General features: G+C 74.4%; 20 protein-coding genes. 14 read left to right on the top strand and 6 right to left on the bottom strand.

Annotated elements, in window-relative coordinates:
• Position 1: 1 nt before the first annotated feature.
• The gene (aceE, locus tag KPL57_RS04095; protein WP_226350524.1) at positions 2-2,782 is read left to right on the top strand and encodes a pyruvate dehydrogenase (acetyl-transferring), homodimeric type; all 2,781 of its coding nucleotides are present in this window, start codon (positions 2-4) and stop codon (positions 2,780-2,782) included.
• A 226-nt stretch (positions 2,783-3,008) separates the two neighbouring features.
• Positions 3,009-3,212 (top strand): cold-shock protein, encoded by a 204-nt coding sequence (locus KPL57_RS04090; RefSeq protein WP_020624180.1) that lies wholly within the window; start codon positions 3,009-3,011, stop codon positions 3,210-3,212.
• A 93-nt stretch (positions 3,213-3,305) separates the two neighbouring features.
• Here KPL57_RS04090 and KPL57_RS04085 read toward each other — a convergent pair whose 3' ends face one another.
• On the bottom strand, positions 3,306-4,052 hold the full coding sequence (locus KPL57_RS04085; protein WP_226350523.1) for a pirin family protein: 747 nt from the start codon (positions 4,050-4,052) through the stop codon (positions 3,306-3,308).
• A gap of 9 nt (positions 4,053-4,061) precedes the next feature.
• Between KPL57_RS04085 and KPL57_RS04080 the strand changes: the two genes are divergently transcribed.
• From KPL57_RS04080 to KPL57_RS04060, 5 genes are all read left to right on the top strand, one after another.
• Positions 4,062-5,444: a CdaR family transcriptional regulator gene (locus KPL57_RS04080; RefSeq protein ID WP_226350522.1), complete on the top strand. Its 1,383-nt coding sequence runs from the start codon at positions 4,062-4,064 to the stop codon at positions 5,442-5,444.
• Between the two features lie 141 nt (positions 5,445-5,585).
• Positions 5,586-6,509 (top strand): ACP S-malonyltransferase, encoded by a 924-nt coding sequence (locus KPL57_RS04075; protein ID WP_100878358.1) that lies wholly within the window; start codon positions 5,586-5,588, stop codon positions 6,507-6,509.
• 5 nt (positions 6,510-6,514) lie between these two features.
• Positions 6,515-7,495 (top strand): beta-ketoacyl-ACP synthase III, encoded by a 981-nt coding sequence (locus KPL57_RS04070; RefSeq protein WP_226350521.1) that lies wholly within the window; start codon positions 6,515-6,517, stop codon positions 7,493-7,495.
• A gap of 54 nt (positions 7,496-7,549) precedes the next feature.
• Positions 7,550-7,792, top strand: a complete 243-nt coding sequence (locus KPL57_RS04065) for an acyl carrier protein (protein WP_020623056.1) — start codon at positions 7,550-7,552, stop codon at positions 7,790-7,792.
• Positions 7,793-7,847: 55 nt separating this feature from the next.
• A complete protein-coding gene (locus KPL57_RS04060) occupies positions 7,848-9,095 on the top strand; it encodes a beta-ketoacyl synthase (protein ID WP_226350520.1) in 1,248 nt (415 codons plus the stop codon).
• Between the two features lie 42 nt (positions 9,096-9,137).
• On the opposite strand, the gene KPL57_RS04055 is transcribed toward KPL57_RS04060, so the two are convergent.
• The 3 genes from KPL57_RS04055 to KPL57_RS04045 all read right to left on the bottom strand — a co-directional run bounded on the left by KPL57_RS04055 (position 9,138) and on the right by KPL57_RS04045 (position 11,521).
• Entirely contained in the window at positions 9,138-9,683 is a 546-nt protein-coding gene (locus KPL57_RS04055) for a hypothetical protein (protein ID WP_226350519.1), read from the bottom strand.
• A gap of 44 nt (positions 9,684-9,727) precedes the next feature.
• Positions 9,728-10,219, bottom strand: a complete 492-nt coding sequence (locus tag KPL57_RS04050; RefSeq protein WP_043277342.1) for a DUF3145 domain-containing protein — start codon at positions 10,217-10,219, stop codon at positions 9,728-9,730.
• 225 nt (positions 10,220-10,444) lie between these two features.
• On the bottom strand, positions 10,445-11,521 hold the full coding sequence (locus KPL57_RS04045) for an MBL fold metallo-hydrolase (protein WP_226350518.1): 1,077 nt from the start codon (positions 11,519-11,521) through the stop codon (positions 10,445-10,447).
• A gap of 230 nt (positions 11,522-11,751) precedes the next feature.
• Between KPL57_RS04045 and KPL57_RS04040 the strand changes: the two genes are divergently transcribed.
• Genes KPL57_RS04040 through KPL57_RS04030 form a run of 3 tightly spaced genes read left to right on the top strand, consistent with a single transcriptional unit; the run spans position 11,752 to position 13,015 of the window.
• On the top strand, positions 11,752-11,964 hold the full coding sequence (locus tag KPL57_RS04040; RefSeq protein WP_020623051.1) for a helix-turn-helix domain-containing protein: 213 nt from the start codon (positions 11,752-11,754) through the stop codon (positions 11,962-11,964).
• 14 nt (positions 11,965-11,978) lie between these two features.
• Complete coding sequence (locus KPL57_RS04035; protein WP_226350517.1) at positions 11,979-12,731, top strand: methyltransferase domain-containing protein; 753 nt, start codon at positions 11,979-11,981, stop codon at positions 12,729-12,731.
• 47 nt (positions 12,732-12,778) lie between these two features.
• A complete protein-coding gene (locus KPL57_RS04030; protein ID WP_226350516.1) occupies positions 12,779-13,015 on the top strand; it encodes a hypothetical protein in 237 nt (78 codons plus the stop codon).
• A gap of 4 nt (positions 13,016-13,019) precedes the next feature.
• Here the strand turns inward: KPL57_RS04030 and KPL57_RS04025 are convergent, their stop codons facing one another.
• On the bottom strand, positions 13,020-13,490 hold the full coding sequence (locus KPL57_RS04025) for an NUDIX domain-containing protein (protein ID WP_226350515.1): 471 nt from the start codon (positions 13,488-13,490) through the stop codon (positions 13,020-13,022).
• Positions 13,491-13,679: 189 nt separating this feature from the next.
• Between KPL57_RS04025 and KPL57_RS04020 the strand changes: the two genes are divergently transcribed.
• From KPL57_RS04020 to KPL57_RS04005, 4 genes are all read left to right on the top strand, one after another.
• Positions 13,680-15,104, top strand: a complete 1,425-nt coding sequence (locus KPL57_RS04020) for a cation:dicarboxylate symporter family transporter (protein ID WP_226350514.1) — start codon at positions 13,680-13,682, stop codon at positions 15,102-15,104.
• Entirely contained in the window at positions 15,101-15,997 is an 897-nt protein-coding gene (locus KPL57_RS04015) for a LysR family transcriptional regulator (protein ID WP_226350513.1), read from the top strand. Before KPL57_RS04020 ends, KPL57_RS04015 begins: the two co-directional genes overlap by 4 nt.
• A complete protein-coding gene (locus KPL57_RS04010) occupies positions 15,994-17,211 on the top strand; it encodes an alkaline phosphatase family protein (RefSeq protein ID WP_226350512.1) in 1,218 nt (405 codons plus the stop codon). The genes KPL57_RS04015 and KPL57_RS04010 overlap by 4 nt, the downstream gene beginning before the upstream one ends.
• Before the next feature lie 69 nt (positions 17,212-17,280).
• Positions 17,281-18,288, top strand: coding sequence for an alpha/beta fold hydrolase (locus tag KPL57_RS04005; RefSeq protein WP_226350511.1), 1,008 nt, complete (start codon positions 17,281-17,283; stop codon positions 18,286-18,288).
• A 14-nt stretch (positions 18,289-18,302) separates the two neighbouring features.
• On the opposite strand, the gene KPL57_RS04000 is transcribed toward KPL57_RS04005, so the two are convergent.
• Positions 18,303-18,944: a hypothetical protein gene (locus KPL57_RS04000; protein WP_226350510.1), complete on the bottom strand. Its 642-nt coding sequence runs from the start codon at positions 18,942-18,944 to the stop codon at positions 18,303-18,305.
• Positions 18,945-18,952: the final 8 nt, after the last annotated feature.

The raw sequence follows: 18,952 nt of genomic DNA, 5'->3' as shown, positions 1-18,952 counted from the left end.
CTTGACCGCGCAGAGCAGCACGCCCGGCGACGACAAGCGCCGCGTCAACGTCATCCGGGACGGGCTGGCCGCCCACCTGCCGGACATCGACCCCGAGGAGACGGCCGAGTGGCTGGACTCCCTGGACGCGGTCCTGGACAACGCCGGGCAGCAGCGCGCCCGCTACCTCATGCTGACGATGCTGCAGCGCGCCCGTGAGAAGCACGTGGGCGTCCCGTCGCTGACCGCGACGGACTACGTGAACACCATCCCGACCGACCGTGAGCCGTGGTTCCCCGGCGACGAGGACGTCGAGCGCACCTACCGGCGCTGGGTGCGCTGGAACGCCGCGATGACCGTGCACCGCGCGCAGCGGCCGGGCATCGGCGTCGGCGGGCACATCTCGTCCTACGCCTCGTCGGCGACCCTGTACGAGGTCGGCTTCAACCACTTCTTCCGTGGCAAGGAGCACCCCGGCGGCGGCGACCAGATCTACATCCAGGGCCACGCCTCCCCCGGCATCTACGCCCGCGCCTTCCTTGAGGGCCGCCTGTCCGAGGACCGCCTCGACGGCTTCCGCCAGGAGCTCAGCCACGCCGGCCCGGGCGGCGGCCTGCCGTCGTACCCGCACCCGCGCCTGATGCCGGACTTCTGGGAGTTCCCCACGGTCTCGATGGGCATCGGCCCGATGAACGCGATCATGCAGGCGCGGTTCAACCGCTACCTGGGCGACCGCGGCTTCAAGGACACCTCCCAGCAGCAGGTGTGGGCCTTCCTCGGCGACGGCGAGATGGACGAGCCCGAGTCGCGCGGCCTGATCCACGTCGCGGCCAACGAGGGCCTGGACAACCTGAACTTCGTCGTCAACTGCAACCTGCAGCGCCTCGACGGCCCGGTCCGCGGCAACGGCAAGATCATCCAGGAGCTGGAGGCGTTCTTCCGGGGCGCCGGCTGGAACGTCATCAAGGTCATCTGGGGCCGCGAGTGGGACTCGCTGCTGCACGGCGACCGCGACGGCGCGCTGATCAACCTGATGAACACCACGCCGGACGGCGACTTCCAGACCTACAAGGCCAACGACGGCGCCTACGTCCGCGACCACTTCTTCGGCCGGGACCCCCGCACCAAGGCGCTCGTCGACCCGATGAGCGACGCCGAGATCTGGAAGCTCAAGCGCGGCGGGCACGACTACCGCAAGGTGCACGCGGCCTACGCCGCGGCGACCGCGCACCACGGCCAGCCGACCGTCATCCTGGCCAAGACCATCAAGGGCTACGGCCTGGGCACGCACTTCGCGGGCCGCAACGCCACCCACCAGATGAAGAAGCTCACGCTCGACGACCTCAAGCAGTTCCGCGACGAGCAGCGCATCCCGATCTCGGACAAGCAGCTCGAGACCGACCCGTACCTGCCGCCGTACTACCACCCCGGCGAGAAGGACGAGGCGATCCAGTACCTGCGGGAGCGCCGTCGCCAGCTGGGCGGGCCGCTGCCGTCGCGCCGGACCGTCAGCAAGCCGCTGGTGCTCCCCGGCGACAAGGTCTACGACTTCGTCAAGAAGGGCTCCGGCAAGCAGGAGGTCGCCACGACGATGGCGTTCGTCCGGCTGCTGCGCGAGCTCATCAAGGACAAGGAGATCGGCGCGCGCTTCGTGCCGATCATCCCGGACGAGGCCCGTACCTTCGGTATGGACTCGATGTTCCCGAGCCAGAAGATCTACAACCCGAACGGCCAGAACTACACCTCGGTCGACGCCGACCTGATGCTCGCCTACAAGGAGTCCGAGCAGGGCCAGATCCTGCACGAGGGCATCAACGAGGCCGGATCGGTCGGGTCGTTCACCGCGGCGGGCACCTCCTACGCCACGCACGACGAGCCGATGATCCCGATCTACATCTTCTACTCGATGTTCGGGTTCCAGCGGACCGGCGACTCGATCTGGGCCGCCTCGGACCAGATGGCCCGCGGCTTCCTCGTCGGCGCCACCGCCGGTCGCACCACGCTGACCGGTGAGGGTCTCCAGCACAACGACGGTCACTCGCTGCTGCTCGCGGCGACCAACCCGGCCGTCGTCGCCTACGACCCGGCGTTCTCCTTCGAGGTCGCGCACATCGTCCAGGACGGGCTGCGCCGGATGGTCGGCGAGAAGCCCGAGAACGTCATCTACTACCTGACGGTCTACAACGAGCCCTACCGCCAGCCGGCCGAGCCGGAGGACGTGGACCGCGAGGGCATCCTGCGCGGGATGCACCGCTTCGCCGCGGCGCCCGAGGGCAACGGCCCCGTGGTGCGGCTGCTCGCCTCCGGTGTCTCGCTGCCGTGGGCGCTGACCGCGCAGAAGATGCTGGCCGACGAGTGGGACGTCCGCGCCGAGGTCTGGTCGGTGACGTCCTGGGGCGAGCTGCGCCGCGACGGTGTCGAGGCCGAGCACGCCAACCTGCTCAAGCCCGGTGACGAGCCGGTCGTGCCGTACGTGACCCAGAAGCTGGGCGACGGCGAGCACGGCGACGCCCCGGTCGTGGCGGTCTCGGACTGGATGCGCGCGGTCCCCGACCAGATCCGCCAGTGGTCCCCGGCGCCGTTCCTGTCGCTGGGCACCGACGGGTTCGGCCTGTCCGACACCCGTCCGGCCGTGCGCCGCCACTTCGCGGTCGACGCCGAGTCGATCGTCGTCGGCGCGCTGTCGGTGCTGGCCAAGCAGGGCCTGGTGAAGACCGAGACCGCGGCCGAGGCCGCGGCCGGCTACAAGATCGACGACCCGCAGGCCGCCGGCCCGCAGATCGGCGACGGCGGGGCCGCCTGACCCCACCGGCACACGACGGCCCGCCGCCCCGCACGGGGCGGCGGGCCGTCGCCGATTTTCGCCCCTCCCAGGGCGGCGCAGATCACGATAGGCTCCGCGCGACGGCGGTGGCGGTGATCACTCGTCCTAGCGACTCGCCGTCCTGACCAGGGCGTCGACCGTGTGCGTCGCTGGCCTGCGGTCCCGGGGCGAGGTGCTCCGGGCCGATGATCTCCAGGGAGCGGGAATGGCAGAAGGCACCGTCAAGTGGTTCAACAGCGAGAAGGGCTACGGCTTCCTCGCCCCCGACGGTGGTGGTGCGGACGTGTTCGTGCACTACTCGGCAATCCAGACGAACGGCTACAAGAGCCTCGACGAGGGACAGCGCGTGTCGTTCGACATCGAGCAGGGGCAGAAGGGGCCGCAGGCCAGCGCGGTCACGCCGCTCTGAGCCGTCCGGTCACCCGTCCGTCGTGGTGACCGGCAGCAGCCCGTCACGGCCGAGGCCCCGCGCGCCCCGGCCGGGTTCCGCGGTGTCCGGGTGTCACCACCCCAGCGCCGCGTGCATCTCCCACACCAGGATCTCGGCCCCGTCCGGTCCGGCGGTGATCCGCCGGCCGCCGTCGTCGACGACCCTGGCCGCGTCGCCCGTACCGAGCTCGTCACCGGGCACGTCCTCCAGCGTCGCGCCCCCACGTACCACGAACGCGTGCACGAACGGGGCGGTCGGCAGCTCCGTCGCCGACCCCGGCGCGAGCCGTGCCACCGACAGGGCCGCCGCGCGCTGACGCAGCGGCAGCAGGGTCGCCTCGCGGTGCCGTTCCAGGCCCGAGGCCAGGACGACCGTGTCCCCGCGCTCCCCCGCGTCCGCCGCACGCACGAGGTGGCGCGGGTCGCCGCCCGGCTCCTCGGGCACCACCCACATCTGCACGAACCGCACGCCCCCGTCCGGCGTCGCGTACTCGGAGTGCCGCACCCCCGACCCCGCTCCCAGGTACTGCACCCCGCCCGGCCCGACCCGTGCGGTCCGCCCGGTGGTGCTGTCGCGGTGTTCCAGCTCGCCGTCGAGGACCCAGGTGAGGATCTCGGTGTCGCGGTGCGGATGCTCGTCGTAGCCGCGTCCCGGGACGAGCCGGTCCTCGTTGTGCAGCAGCAGCAACCCGAAGTGGGTGTTGGCCGGGTCGTAGTGCGCCCCGGCGGAGAAGCTGTGCCGCGAGTCGAGCCAGCCGGTCTCCGTGCGTGCCCGTGAGCCCGCGCGGTACAGCGTGACGTGTCCTGTGGGTGCGTCCATCGTCGTGTCATGCTGCCCGACGTGCACCGCCACCCGGTCGCGGACGCGACGTTGCGCCGCCTCGAGCTCGCCTCGTCCCGGCTGGCCGCGGCCTGCCTGGCGGAGATGGAGCGGCGCTGCCCGTGGTTCGCGGGGCTGCCCGCCGACCAGCGCGCGGGCGTGGCCCTGGTGACCCAGACCGGCGTCGCGAACTTCGTGTCCTGGCTGCGCGAGCCCGACCGCACCACCCCGCTCACCGCCGAGGCGTTCCGGATCGCGCCGCGCGACCTGGCCCGGCGGATCAGCCTGCGCCAGACCGTCGAGCTGGTCCGCATCGCCGCGGACGTGTTCGAGGAGCACCTGCCCCCGCTCGCCGACGACGGCACCGAGCGTCACGAGCTCACCGAGGCCGTGCTGCGCTTCGGCCGGGAGATCGCCTTCGCCGCCGCCACCGTGTACGCCGGCGCCGCGGAGTCCCGCGGCGCCTGGGACGCCCGGCTGGAGGCACTCGTCGTCGACGCCGTGCTGCGCGGTGACACCGACGGCGCGCTCGTGTCCCGGGCCGCGGCGCTCGGCTGGGACCCCGCCGCCCCGGTGCACTGCCTGGTCGGCTCCGCCCCCGGCTCCGGCCCCGAGTCCCCGCAGCTGATCGTGGAGCTGCGCCGGGTCGCCGCGCGGCTCGGCCACGACGTGCTCGTCGGCGTCCAGGGGCGACGGCTGGTGGTCCTGCTGCACCTGACCGGGCGGCCCGCGCGCCGGGTCGCCGACCGGCTCGCCGAGACCACCTCGGCGCGTCCGGCGCCGACCGGGCCCGGGCCGGCGCCGGGGACGAGCGCGGTCACCGCGCGGGTGCTCGCCGAGGTTGCGGCGCACTTCGGGCCCGGGCCGGTCGTCTCCGGCCCGCCCAGCACCGACCTGGCCACCGCGGGCGCCGCCGTCGCCGAGGCACTGGCCGGGCTGGCCGCGGCCCCCGGCCACCCCGACGCCCCGCGCCCGGTCGACGCCGCCGACCTGCTGCCCGAGCGCGCCCTGCACGGCGACCCGGCCGCGCGGCGCCGGCTCGCCGAGGACGTCCTCGCCCCGCTGCACGACACCGGTGGCGAGCTGCTGCGCACCCTGGCCGCGTACCTGGAGGGCGGGGCGAGCCTGGAGGGCTGCGCCCGCGCGCTCTACGTGCACCCCAACACGGTGCGCTACCGCCTGCGCCGCATCGGCGAGCTCGTCGGGCGTTCCCCCACCGACCCGCGGGAGGCGTTCGTGCTGCGCGCCGCGCTCGTCGCGGACCGCACCGCCCGCGCGTCCGACGGCCCGGCCGTCGCCGCGCACACCCCGCTGACTCCTCTGGACCCGACCGGGGAGCATGATCAGGAGGTCGACGGCGTCCGTGTCCCGGTGGGCGGGGCGTTGTCGTGAACCCTACAAACACCGGCCCCTACGGATCGGTAACGAGGCCCCGGTCACACCTGCGGTTCGTAGGTTTCCTACAACTTCGGTGGTCCGACTTCGTCGTAACCGGTATCCCGGCGCCGCCCCCGAGAGGTGTGTGATGTCCCCGTGATCGCCCTGCTCGCACCCGGCCAGGGGGCCCAGACCCCCGGCATGCTCGCTCCGTGGCTGGAGGACCCGGCCGCGGCGGAGGCCGTGGCCGGCTGGTCCGACGCCGTCGGGCTCGACCTGGCGCGTCTCGGCACCACCGCCGACGCCGAGGAGATCACCGACACCGCGGTCACCCAGCCGTTGATCGTCACCCTGGGCCTGCTGGCCGCGCGCCGCCTGCGCGAGCGGGTCGAGCTGCCGTCCGGGACCGTCGTCGCCGGGCACTCGATCGGCGAGATCACCGCCTGCGCGATCGCGGGCGTGCTGACCGAGGACGCCGCCGTCGCCCTCGCCGGGGTCCGCGGCCGTGAGATGGCCGCCGCCTGCGCCGTCGCGCCGACCTCGATGGCCGCCGTGCTCGGCGGCGAGGAGGAGGTCGTGCTGGCCCGCCTCGCCGAGCTGGGTCTCGACCCGGCCAACCGCAACGGGGCGGGCCAGATCGTCGCCGCCGGGGCGAAGGAGGCGATCACCGAGCTCGTCGCGTCGCCGCCGGAGAAGGCGCGGGTCAAGGAGCTCCCGGTCGCCGGGGCGTTCCACACCGCGCACATGGAGCCCGCGCGTGCCGCGCTGGAGAGCCACGCGTCGTCGGTGCCGGTGTCGGACCCGACGCTCACGCTGCTGTCCAACGCCGACGGCGGGACCGTCGACACCGGCGCCGAGGCGCTGCGCCGGCTCGTCGCGCAGGTCACCCGGCCGGTCCGCTGGGACGCCTGCATGCAGACCCTCGCCGACCGCGGGACCGGCGCGACCCTCGAGCTGCCCCCGGGCGCGACGCTGACCGGGCTGGTCAAGCGCGCGGTCAAGGGCACCCCGACGCTGGCGCTCAAGACCCCCGAGCAGCTCGACGCCGCCGTCGACCTGATCTCCGAGCACGGGAAGTGAGCCCCATGCGAGCGACCCCGACCGTCGCCGGGGCCCGTTTCCTGGGCCTCGGCAGCTGGCAGCCCGAGCACGTGGTCACCAACGCCGACCTGGAGAAGCGGGTCGAGACCGACGACGCGTGGATCCGCAGCCGCGTCGGGATCGCCGAGCGCCGGATCGCCGACGCCGACACCTCGCTGACGGCCATGGCGACGGCGGCCGGGGCGGCGGCGCTGACCGACGCCGGCTTCGACCCGGCCGGGCTCGACGCCGTGATCGTCGCGACCTGCACGATGCCCAATCCGATCCCGAACGCCGCCGCCCAGGTGGCGACCGGCCTGGGCGCGAACGGCGTCGCGGCGTTCGACCTCAACGCGGCCTGCGCCGGCTTCAGCTACGCCACGGCCGTCGCCTCGGACATGATCCGCGCCGGTTCGGCCCGGCACGTGCTGGTCATCGGCGCCGAGAAGCTCTCGGACTGGGTCGACTGGGACGACCGCTCGACCTGCATCATCTTCGCCGACGGCGCGGGCGCCGCCCTGCTCGGACCGGCGGCTGGGGAGGACGAGGTGGGCGTCGGCCCGGTCAGCTGGGGCAGCGCGGGCGACCACGCGTCGACCATCCGGGTCCTCGGCGAGACGACGAATAAGCTGCACCAGGAGGGCCAGGCGGTCTTCCGGTGGGCGACGACGGCGATCTCCCCCGTCGCGCTGGACGCGATCGAGCGGGCCGGGCTCACCCCCGCCGACATCGACGTGCTCATCCCGCACCAGGCGAACCTGCGCATCGTCGAGGCGATCGCGAAGAAGCTGCGCCGCCACGGCGCCCGGGAGGACATGGTCGTCGCCGACGACATCGTGCACTCCGGCAACACCTCGTCCGCGTCCATCCCGATGGCGCTGGACCACATGCGCACGGCCGGCCGGGTACGGTCCGGCGACGTGCTGCTCCTCGTAGGCTTCGGCGCAGGACTGTCCTACGCCGGACAGGTCGTCGTCTGCCCCTGACGGGGCACCCGAGACCTGGCACCCGCACCCAACCACCGCGCAAGGAGAACCATCGTGGCTGACAACGCCGAGATCCTCACCGGGCTGGCCGAGATCGTCGAGGAGGTCGCCGGCATCGACACCGCCGAGGTGACCCCCGAGAAGTCCTTCGTGGACGACCTGGACATCGACTCGCTGTCGATGGTGGAGATCGCCGTGCAGGCCGAGGACAAGTTCGGCGCCAAGATCCCGGACGACCAGCTCGCCGAGCTGAAGACCGTCGGCGACGCCGTCGACTTCATCGCCAAGCACCAGTGATCCGTACCGGCGGGCACGCACCGGTAGCGCTGTCCGCCGGGGAGAAGGAGACGTCATGACCGACGGAGTGGTCGTCACCGGTTTCGGGGCCACCACCCCGCTCGGCGGGGACGCCGCCTCCACCTGGGAGGCGCTGCTCGCCGGGAAGTCCGGGGTGGGAACCACCCGGGCCGACTGGACCGAGCGGTTCGACCTGCCGGTGTCCATCTCGGCCCAGCTCGCCGTGGAGCCCACCGAGGTCCTGCCCCGCGTGCAGGCCCGCCGGATGGACCGGTGCGAGCAGGTCGCGATGGTCGCCGCCAAGGAGGCCTGGGCGCACGCCGGGCTCGGCGCGATCCCCGGCGAGGACGGGGCCGCGGTCGAGGCCGAGCGGCTCGCCGTCGTCATCGGCGCGGGCATCGGCGGCGCGCCGACGCTGCTCGCGCAGGACGACCTGCTCGAGGAGCACGGGCTGCGCAAGGTCTCGCCGCTGACCGTGCCGATGCTCATGCCCAACGGGCCGGCCGCGCTGGTGAGCCTGGAGTACAAGGCCAAGGGCGGGGTGCACTCCCCCGCCTCGGCGTGCGCCACCGGCGCCGAGGCACTGGCCTGGGCCTACAAGCTGCTGCGCGACGGGGAGGTCGACGTCGTCCTCGCGGGCGGCGCCGAGTCCTGCATCGTGCCGATCACCGTGGCCGGGTTCGTGCAGTCGCGGACCCTGTCCACCCGCAACGACGACCCGGAGCGCGCCTCCCGGCCGTTCGACACCGGGCGGGACGGCTTCGTCCTCGGCGAGGGCTCGGGCGTGCTCGTGCTCGAGCGCGAGGAGTTCGCGAAGGCCCGCGGCGCCACCGTCCACGGCCGCCTCGCCGGGATCGGTCTGACGTCCGACGCGTACCACATCACCGGGCCCGACCCCGAGGGCGAGGGCCAGATCCGGGCGATGCAGAAGGCGGTGGCCGGGGCCGGTCTGACCGCCTCCGACATCGTCCACGTCAACTGCCACGCCACCTCCACGGTGGTCGGCGACGTGGGCGAGGCGACCGCCGTGAAGCGGGCGTTCGGCGACCACCCGGTGCTGACCGCGCCGAAGTCGGCGCTCGGGCACCTCGTGGGCGGGGCCGGGGCCGTCGAGGGGATCATCGCGCTGCTCAGCGTGCGCGACGACATCGTCCCCGCGACGCTCAACCTGACCGACAAGGACCCGAAGGTCGAGCTGGACGTCGTCTCCGGTGAGCCGCGGAAGATGATCGTGGACGCCGCCGTCAACAACTCGTTCGGCTTCGGCGGGCACAACGCCTCGCTGGTGTTCACCAAGGCCTGACGGTTCCGTGCGGGTCCCCGGCCGGGGGCCCGCACGGCCCGCTCAGCAGGGGGCGCGCAGGATCCCGTCGGGGTTGCCGACGTCCATCCGCGGCGGCGAGCCCGCCATCGGGAAGGCGACCTGCCAGCAGATACGGCCGACGTGCAGGCCGGGCGGGCCGTCGTTCGGATCCTGGACGCTGATGAAGCGCACCAGGGCGAGCACACCGCCGCCGGTCGCGGAGTCGATCCGGTCGATGCGGATGGTGCCGTCGGTGGTGGAGCCGATCCCCTCCAGCCACGTCTCGCGGGGCTGCCGGTCAGCGGTCTCGGGGTTCACCACGCGGGTCCAGGTCGCGTGGTCGCGGCCGTTGACCGCGTTGAAGTAGAGCTGCACCTGCTGCATCACCAGCTGGGCGGCCGGATGCTCGGCCGCGCCCGCGCTGATGGTCACCTCACTGCTGCCCGCGCCGCTGTCGGGCACGGTCTGCGGCGCGGAGGCGGGGGCGACGCCGGAACGGGTCGTCCCGGACACCGTCCACGCGACACCGCCGACGGCCACGAGCGCCACCAGCAGCACGCCGACCGTGATCGCGGCCCGGCCGTTCATTCCTCGCCCCCCATGGGACGACAGTCTGCCCGGCCCGGCTCGGCTCAGCCGACCCGGTGGGTCAGCAGCGTCACCGCCGCGCCGTCGCCGGCGAAGCGGAAGGACTCCAGCTCGTCGTCCCAGGCCGTGCCCAGCAGCTGGTCGAGACGCCGGGACAGCCCGGCGCCGCCGTGCTCGGCCATGACCGTGCGCAGCTGGTCCTCGGGCAGCACGACGTCACCGTTGGCGCTGGTGCGTCCGTGCCACATGCCGAGGCCGGGGACGTGCATGAACCGTTCCCCGTCCACGCCGGGGCTCGGTTCTTCGGTCACCTCGAACCGCAGCATCGACCAGGCCCTCAGCGCCCCCGCGAGAGCCCCGCCGCTACCGGCGGGACCGCTCCAGGTGCACTCGGCCCGCATCTGACCGGACGCCACCGGCTGCGCGGACCACTCGAGGGAGACCCGCGTTCCGAGAACGCCCGAGAGCGCCCACTCGACGTGCGGACAGACCGCAGTCGGCGACGAGTGGACGAACACCACTCCGCGTGTGCTCACTGCCAACCTCCGCTGTCGTCGACGAGGATCGTCTTCCCCTACGTCCTCGGCGCAGCGCGGCCGGTGCTCGGACCCGCGGTACTGATGTGCTGGGTGTGGGTGTGGTGACCTCCGTGGCGTGAGTGGACTCCGGTGGCCTCACTCTGCCCGATTCCGCTCCGAGGAGCCACCCCGACACGACGACCGGGTGAACGGCGCCCGGCGTGTCGCGGCCCGGCGCGCGGGTCAGGCGGTGTAGGTGGCGACGGCGACCCCGGTGGCGGCGTCGGGAACCTCGGTCCGGCGCAGCTCCCCGAGGTCGGCGAGCACGTCGAGGTGCGCCCCGGTCTCCAGGACCGCGAGGGTCCGGTTGAACAGGTCCATGTCCTCCAGCCGGTGTTCCCGCCGGGTCCAGCGCAGGACCCGGGCGACGGCGTCGGCCGTCGGGTGGCCCGCGACGACGGCGTCGCGGCACTGGGCGAGCCGGACGTCGTGGTGGGCCAGCAGCTCGTCGGTGCGGGCGTGCGCGCTGCCGCCGACCGGGCCGTGCGCGGGCAGGAGGGTCGCGTCCGGCCGGGACCGGACCAGGCGCAGCGAGTCGAGGAACTGCCCGAGCGGGCTCGCCACCGGCGACGGCTGCAGGCCGATCGACGGGGTGATGCGGGGCAGCACGTGGTCCCCGGCGAACAGCAGCTCGTGGGCCTCGTCGGCGAACACGAGGTGCCCGCGGGTGTGCCCCGGGGTCTCCACGGCGGTCAGCAAGCGGGTGCCCGCCGGGTCGGCGACGGCGATGGCGGCGCGGTCGGCGATCCACTCGTCGGGGGCCTCCCACTCCTCGGGGAGCGGGCGCGGCCACGGCCCGGCCCGGCCGAGCTCGTCGACGAGGCCGGCGGCACCGGCACGCAGCAGCCGGGTCCGGTCGGGCTCGCCCTGCGGGCGGTCGGGATCGGTGATGATCTCCAGGTTGGGCCGCTCCCCCGCGCCGAGCAGCACCCGGGTGCCGTACTCGCGGCGCAGCACCGCGGCCAGGGTGTAGTGGTCGCGGTGGGCGTGGGTGACGAGGAAGCGACGGACGTCGCCGAAACCGGAGCCCAGCGCGGCCAGCGCCTTGCCGAGCAGGTCGCGGGCCTCGTCGATCGCCCAGCCGGAGTCGATCAGGGTCCAGCCCGTGTCGTCGGCGAGTGCGTAGACGTTCACGGCGCGCAGCCCGTCCTGGGGCAGTGGCAACGGGATCCGGTAGACGCCGGGGGCGCTGCGGAACACGCCCGGCGCGGTCCAGTCGCCGTCCGGGTCGTCATCGGTCACGGTGGGAGCGGCGGTCACCTCCCGACGATAGATGACCGCACACGGGCGTCCGGGCCCGCGGCACCCTCCACGGGGTCACATCATCACCCCGCGTGTCCGGTCGGACACCGAGAGCCGACAGTTTCCGGACAGTCCACCCGAGGGTGGGACATGTTCGCACCGGGAGGGTGGCCCGATCCGCGCTACCGTCCCTGCGTTCGGTGATCAGAGGTCGACCTGGGGGCGGGTCGGCGAAGGAGGGGCGCAGCATGGCGGCAGGGATCCCGGAGCAACGGTCCGGGCAGGACGCGCCGTTCCTCACCGTGGCGGAGGTGGCGGACCGGATGCGGGTCTCCCGGATGACGGTGTACCGGCTGGTGCACTCCGGGGAGCTTCCCGCGGTGCGCTTCGGGCGCTCGTTCCGTGTACCACCCGAGTCGGTGGAGGCGTTGATCGAGTCGGCGCGCTACACCGGCGGGTGAGACACGGAGCCGGAATGCTGCCGGTCGACGCCGCGAGCGCGCGGCGGGTCGCGGACACCTACGACACCGCCGAGGCCCGCACCGAACGGGAGCGGACCCTGGAGCTGCTGGGTCCGCGGGCCGGGGAGCAGATCCTGGTCGTCGGGACCGGACCGGGACAGCTGCTCGACGAGGTCGCCCGGGCCGTCGGTCCGGGCGCCACGGGTGTCGACCCGGACCCGGTGATGGTGACGCTGGCGCGACGCCGGTGCGGCACCCGGGCCGTCGTCACCCAGCGCGCACTGGCCGGTCCGGGCTCGCTGCCCGGCGGGCCGTACGACGCGGTGGCCTGCCTGCAGGTGCTGGAGTTCCTCGAGGACCTGCCGACGGCCGTCGCCGAGCTGTACCGGGTCCTGCGCCCGGGCGGGCGGCTGCTGGTCCTGGACACGGACTGGACCTCGCTGCACTGGCCCGGGCCCGGGCAGGACCGGCACCGCCGCGTCCGCGACGCGTGGTGCACCACGGTGCCGCGGTCGCGGCTGCCCTACGAGCTGGGCCCGCTGCTGCAGCGCGCCGGGTTCGACGGGGAGTGGACGCGCCGGATGCCGATGCGCGGGCCGGCCTCCACCGGCTACGGCGCCGCGCTGCGGGAGATGGTCGCCGACGCCGCGCCGGGCCGGTGCGGGCTCACCCGGGCCGACGTCGACGCGTGGGCGTCGGGCGTCGCGTCCTGCGGCGACGAGCCGTTCTCGGTGGACCGCTGGTTCCTGGGCGCCGTCCGGCCCTGACCCGGCGGGCGTGGCGCGCGGGGCGCCGGTCGGGCAGCATCGCGGCCGTGGGCTCCCCGTCGTCGCAGACACCGATCACCGCGCGGGTGAGGATCGGGCAGCAGCCCGACTTCGTCCGCCTGTTCCAGACGCTGCCCCGGGCCGGCGAGTGGGTCAACTTCGCCCCGCCCGGCCGGGGGCGCGACGACTACGAGGTCGACTGGGTGCTGCACTGGGCGATCGACCCCGACGACACCGACAGCCCGGACGTCACCGTCGAGATCCAGCTCGTCGACCCGGAGTAGGCCGCTACCGGAAGCCGTGGCTGCGGACCGCGGCGACGCCGCCGTCGCGCAGGGCGTCGAGCACCGCGCGTTCGTGCGGGACCGTGTCGGCGGGCAGGTCGGCGAGGGCGAACCAGTCCAGCCCCGCGGTCTTCCCGTCCTCGGCGCGGCGTGGCTCGCCGGTCCAGCGGCGGCAGGTGAAGAAGAAGTCGACGCGTTCGTCGACCGGGTTCCCGTTGCGCTGGGTGCGGTGCACCGCGGTCAGCGGGACGAGGTCGGCGGGGTCGACGGTGACGCCGAGCTCCTCGTGGGCCTCGCGCACCGCGGCGGCGGCCGCGTCCTCGCCCGCCTCGACGTGCCCGGCCGCGGCGGCGGCCCAGTGGCCGTCCATGAACCCGGTGCCGGCGCGCAGCTGGAGCAGCACCTCGGTGCGGTCACCGGTGCCGCGCAGCAGCAGGACGTAGGACGCCGGGACGACCCGGTAGCGCTCGCTCACGCGGTCGACCCTAGGCGCCGGGCCGCGGCATCGGGTCCGCCGATGGCCGGCATCGCCCGTTCACCTCCGCGCCCCCGGGACTTCCCGGCCCCGCCCGGCGCCGTTCCGGGTGGGGCGGGGTCGGCCGCCCAGACTCCGCAGCGGGACCGAGGAGGTCCCCGCGTCCCGCACCCCTGGAGATGAGCAGCCATGTCCGAACGACCGAGCGCGGGCCACCCCCGGACACCCTGGTACCGGCAGCTCTACGTCTGGGTGCTCGCGGGCATGGTCCTCGGTGCCCTCACCGGGCTCGTCGAGCCCGCGTTCGGCCGCTCCCTGGAGTTCCTGGGGGACGCGTTCGTCGGGCTCCTGACGATGGTGCTCGGGCCGATCATCTTCTGCATGGTCGTCGGGGGCATCGCCTCCGTGGCGAGCCTGCGGCAGGTCGGGACGGTCGCGCTGCGCTCGATCGTCTACTTCGAGATCGTCACCACCGCCGCGCTCGTCCTCGGCCTGCTCGCGGTGAACCTGGTGCGGCCCGGCGCCGGGATGGGGGCGGACGCCGGCGCGCTCGCGCTCGACCCGGACGTCGAACAGCACATCGAGACCGGCCGTGCCGTGGAGTGGACCGACCACCTCACCCAGATCGTCCCGGACAACGTGGTCGGCAGCTTCGCCGAGGGCGCGGTGCTGCAGATCCTGCTGTTCGCCGTGCTCTTCGGGATCGCGCTCGCGGTGATCGGGGAACCGGCACGGCCGGTGGCGCGCGGGATCGAGCAGCTCTCGCGGGTGCTGTTCACCGTCGTCCGGTTCGTGACGTACGCGGCCCCGGTCGGCGTCTTCGGTGCGATGGCCTACACGACCGGCACCTTCGGCGCCGCGACGATCGGGTCGCTGCTGGCGCTCGTCGCCACCTTCTACGTGACGTCGATCGTGTTCGTGGTCGTCGTGCTCGGCTCGGTGCTGCTGCTGGTGGGCCTGCACCCGCTGCGGACCTTCCGCTACTTCCGCTCGGAGATCCTGCTGGCGCTCGGGGCCTCGTCGTCGGAGGTCGCCGTGCCCGGCATCGTCCGCAAGCTCGAGAACGCCGGGGTGTCGAAGGGGACGGCCGGGATCACCGTCAGCGCGGGCTACTCCTTCAACCTCGACGGCACGTGTCTCTACCTCACGCTGTCGAGCGTGTTCATCGCCCAGGCCCTGGGGATCGACCTGTCGATCGGCGACCAGATCGTCATGCTCCTGGTGATGCTCCTGTCGTCGAAGGGGACCGCGGGGGTCACCGGCGGCGGGTTCGTCATGCTGACCACGACGGTGTCCTCGCTGCCGTTCCTCCCGGTGTCCGGGGTGATGCTGGTGTTCGGGATCGACCGGTTCATGTCCGAGTGCCGGGCCGTGGTCAACGCGCTGGGCAACGCGGTCGCCGGGCTGGTCGTCTCCCGCTGGCAGGGCGAGACCACCGCCGCGGACGTCACGGCGATCATGTCCGGCCGCCGCCCGGGTCTCCTCCCGGAGCTCACCGGGCCCGGGCCTCCCGACGCGACCGCCGGCGACGGCGGCACGGCCGACGACCCGGCCGGCGGGCCGGTCCCCGGGCCGCGCGGCGACGCGGTCAGCCGTGCCGGTGACCGGGCGTGAGCGGCCCCAGCCTGCAACGGCTGCGGGTGTTCGTGACCATCGTGGACGCCGGTGGGGTCACCGCGGCCGCCCGCACGCTGGGCCTGGCGCAGTCCTCGGTGTCGGCGCACCTGCGCCAGCTGGAGGCCGAGCTGGGCACCCGGCTGCTCGCCCGGGACACGGGCAGGCTGCGGACCACCCCCGCGGGCGACACCATGCTCGAGCACGCCCGCCGGCTGCTCGACCTCTACGCCGAGGCCGTCGCCGGTGTCCAGGAGCTCGGACACGGGCCGGTCGGCGGGACGCTCGCGATCGGCGGGACGGCGACGGCCGGTGAGGGCGTCCTGCCGCGGCTGCTCACCGAGTACACCCGCCTGCACCCCCTGGTCGACGTCGACCTGCGGATCGACAACACCACCGAGACGCTGCGCCGGCTCGACGCCGGCGACATCGGGATCGCGGTCACCGCCGACGACGGCGTGGGCCCCGGGCACGAGAGCGTCGTCGTCGCCTCCGAGACCCAGATCGTCGTCGCCGCCGCGGACCATCCGCTCGCCGGCGGCACGGCCGACCCGGCCGCCCTGCGGGGCAGCACCGTCCTGGTCCGCGAACGCGGCTCCACCACCCGCGCCTACCAGCTCGACCTGCTCGAGCGCTGGGGCATCCCCGGGACGCGGGTGTGGACGGTCGGCGGCACCGCCGCGATCGTGCACGCCGTCGCCGCGGGACTCGGTATCGCCTGCGTGCCCCGGGGGGCCGCGGACGACGCGCTGCGACTCGGCCGGATCGCCGAGCTCGGCCTGGCACCGGCCCCCGCCACCCGACCCGTCCACCTCGTCCTGCGGACCGGCCGCGTGCTGACCCGCCCCGAGTCCGAGTTCGTCACCCTCGCCCGTGAGAGGACCACGCCATGACCACCATCGTCGCCAACGACCGCCACTACCGCGTTCCCGACCGGCCGACGGTGGTCCTCACCGTCGACGGCGGCGACCCCGACTACCTCGACGACGCGCTGCGTCGCGGCATCGTGCCGCGGCTCGCGGGGATGCTCGCCGAGGGCGGGGAGTACCGGCGCGGGGCCTCGGAGATGCCGAGCCTGACCAACCCGAACAACCTCTCGATCGTCACCGGGGTCGCGCCCGCCCTGCACGGGGTGCCGGGCAACTACTGCCGCCTCCCCGACGGCACCCTGCAGCTGTTCGACGACCCCGCGTTCCTGCGCGCCCCGAGCATCCACGCGGTCCTGGCCGAGCACGGGGTGCCGACCCTGATGGTCACGACGAAGGAGAAGCTCCGTCGGCTGCTCGGCCACGGCGGGGTGCCCAGCGTGAGCGTCGAACGGGTCGCCGACCTCCCCGAGTACGGCATCGACGACCTCGCGGCGCTCGTCGGACTCGCCCCGCCCGGCATCTACGACTGGGACGCGAGCCACTACGCCATGCGGATCGGCCTGGCCGTGCACCGCGCCCGGCCGGAGATCCGGCTGTTCTACGTCTCGCTCACCGACCGCGTGCAGCACGCCGCGGCCCCCGGCGACGAGCTGTCCGACCGGTTCCTCACCGAGTTCGACACCCTGCTGGGCGAGTACCTCGACGCCGGGTTCGTCGTCGGCATCACCGCCGACCACGGGATGAACGCCAAGCACGGCGCGGACGGCGAGCCGACCGTGCACTACCTGACCGACGTCCTGGAGGAGGCGGGGGTCGCGGTCGACGAGGTCGTGCTCCCGATCACCGACCCCTACGTCCGCCACCACGGCGCGCTCGGCTCGTTCGCGTGGATCTACCTGCCCGAACCCGAGCGGGACCGGGCCCGCGCCGTGCTCGCCGCCCTGCCCGGGATCGAGGAGGTGTGGGACCGCGCCGACGCCGCGACCGTCCACGAGCACCCCGCCGACCGGATCGGGGACCTCGCGGTCTCGTCGTCGGCGCACGTCGCGCTGGGGACCCGGGCCCGCGACCACGACCTGTCCGGCCTGCACGGCGCCCTGCGGTCGCACGGCGGGCGGCACGAGCAGCCGATCCCGCTGATCACCAGCCGGCCGGTCGCCGGGCCCCTGGCGCGGCGGTTCCGCTCCGGGGTGCTGCGCAGCCGTGACCTGCACGACCTCGTCCTCAACCACCTCTGAGGTCCGGCGGGGCCGACGCGTTCGCCGACGGCAACACCGGGGTAACGCGACGGTCCTACCGTCGGGCGGATGGCGGCCCCCACCTCGCGCCCGGCACCGGTCGGCGACCGGCTCGGCGTCGTGCCGCCGCGGGACTCGGAGCTGCGGTTCCGCACCGTGCACGGCTACCGGCGGGCGTTCCGGGTGGCCGGCTCCGGGCCCGCGGTCGTGCTCGTGCACGGCATCGGGGACAGCTCGGCGACGTGGGAGGCGGTGTTCCCCGCGCTGGCCCGGCGGCACCTGGTCATCGCGCCGGACCTGCTCGGGCACGGGCACTCCGACAAGCCGCGCGCGGACTACTCCGTCGCCGCCTACGCCAACGGGGTCCGCGACCTGCTCGGTGTCCTCGGGGTGCCCCGCGCGACGCTGGTGGGGCACTCGCTCGGCGGCGGCGTCGCCATGCAGTTCGCCTACCAGTACCCCGAACGCACCGAGCGTCTCGTGCTGGTCGGGACCGGCGGGGCGGGTCCGGACGTGACGCCGCTGCTGCGCGCGGTGAGCCTGCCCGGCGCGCACGCGGTGCTGGCGGCCTCGCAGCTGCCACTGCTGCGGTGGCAGCTCGGGTGGGCCGTCGACGCGCTGCGCCTGGTCGGGGCCGACCTCGGCCGCGACGCCGCCGACCTGCTCCGGCTGGTCGACGCGCTGCCCGACGCGACGTCGCGGACGGCGTTCATCCGGACGCTGCGCGCCGTCGTCGACTGGCGCGGGCAGGTGGTGACCATGCTCGACCGCTGCTACCTGACCCGCGGGATGCCGACGATGCTCGTGTGGGGCGCCCGGGACGCCGTCGTACCGCTGGCGCACGCGCGCACCGCGCACGCCGCGATGCCGGGCAGCAGGCTGGAGGTCTTCGACGACGCCGGGCACTTCCCGCACCACAGCGACCCGGCCCGGTTCGTCGGGGTGCTGGAGGAGTTCCTGGGGTCCACCGACCCGGCGCGGTGGAGCCCGGAGCAGTGGCGTCAGCTGCTGCGCTGCCCCGCTCCCCCGCCCGCCGGCGTCGCCGGGGCGCGGCCGGGACCGGTCTCAGCGACCTGACCCCGGGCCCGGGGTCAGAACACGAACCCCAGCCAGGTGCCGGCACAGCCGTGGCAGGCGCCGTGCGTCGTCGCGGCCCGGTGCACCGGGCGCAGGCAGATCACGCAGTGGGTGAGCCGGCGCCGGGCCCGGCGCAGCAGACCGTCACGCACCTGGCGGACGGCGAGCCCGGCGTCGCCGTCGGGGTCGTCGCAGCCGGGCAGGACGGGTACCTCCACCGCGTCCGCCGGGTCCAGCACCGGGAGGTGGCCGTCCCAGCGTGGTTCCGGGCGGGCCAGCAGCACCGGACCGGCCGGGTCGAACCCGAGCATCAGCTGCGGCGGCTCCCCCGCGACGAACCAGGCCACCGGGTCCGGCGTCGCGCCGGGCGGGAGGAGCCCCGCCGAGCGCAGGTCCGCGTCGGTCCAGCCGCCGCGACGCAGGTCGGCCGGGGTGAGCCCGAAGTGCCGCAGCCCGTCGGCGGGCAGGTCGAGCTCGCGCAGCTCCGCCGGGGACGGGACGCCGACGTAGACGGTGCCGCGCTCCCCCGCCGGCTCCGCGACGGGCCCGGTGTCGTGGCCGTCCGCGGCGCGCCACGGGGCGGCGACGAGCACGGCGAGCACCCGCGGGTCGACGCCGAGGCGCCCGGCCACCTCCGCGGTGCGGTCCTCGGTCACGTGGTCCC

The sequence above is a fragment of the Pseudonocardia sp. ICBG601 genome (assembly GCF_020496245.1).
The sequence above is the reverse complement of the archived record's forward strand: the minus strand, read 5'-3'. Positions and strand labels throughout refer to the sequence as shown.